The organism is Pseudomonas karstica, assembly GCF_009707515.1.
Lineage (GTDB): Bacteria > Pseudomonadota > Gammaproteobacteria > Pseudomonadales > Pseudomonadaceae > Aquipseudomonas > Aquipseudomonas karstica.
On sequence record NZ_WLYI01000091.1, the window covers coordinates 1 to 505 of the forward strand.

Here is a 505-nt window from a genome sequence, read left to right on the forward strand (position 1 = left end):
ATCGAAGTCAATCACACCGAAGCGCTCCGGATCCTTGACCCAGTAGCCGAACACCGTCGCACCGGACGGGCGTTTGGCGGCACTGTGTAACTGATCGCTGAAGTGTTGGCCGTGGAAGATGTTGTCGCCCAGGATCAGGCAGACCGGGTCCTTGCCGATGAACGCTTCACCAATCAGGAAGGCTTGGGCCAGGCCGTCAGGCGACGGTTGTTCGGCGTAGCTGAAGCGCACGCCGAACTGGCTGCCATCACCCAGCAGGTTGCGGTATTGCGGCAAGTCCACCGGGGTGGAAATCACCAGGATGTCCTTGATACCTGCCAGCATCAGCACCGAGATCGGGTAGTAGATCATCGGCTTGTCATACACCGGCAACAGTTGCTTGGAAACACCCAGGGTAATAGGGTGCAGACGGGTACCGGAGCCACCTGCCAATACAATACCTTTCATGCGATCAAATCCTTGCTGTCGGTGTTACCTAGTCGTTCACCTTGATAACTGCCGTCCA

1 protein-coding gene is annotated in these 505 nt (G+C 57.2%); it reads right to left on the reverse strand.

Annotated features, from left to right (window positions below):
- On the reverse strand, positions 1–447 hold a 447-nt coding region (locus GIR22_RS25845; protein WP_154746099.1), incomplete at its 3' end, for a sugar nucleotidyltransferase.
- Positions 448–505 lie beyond the last annotated feature (58 nt).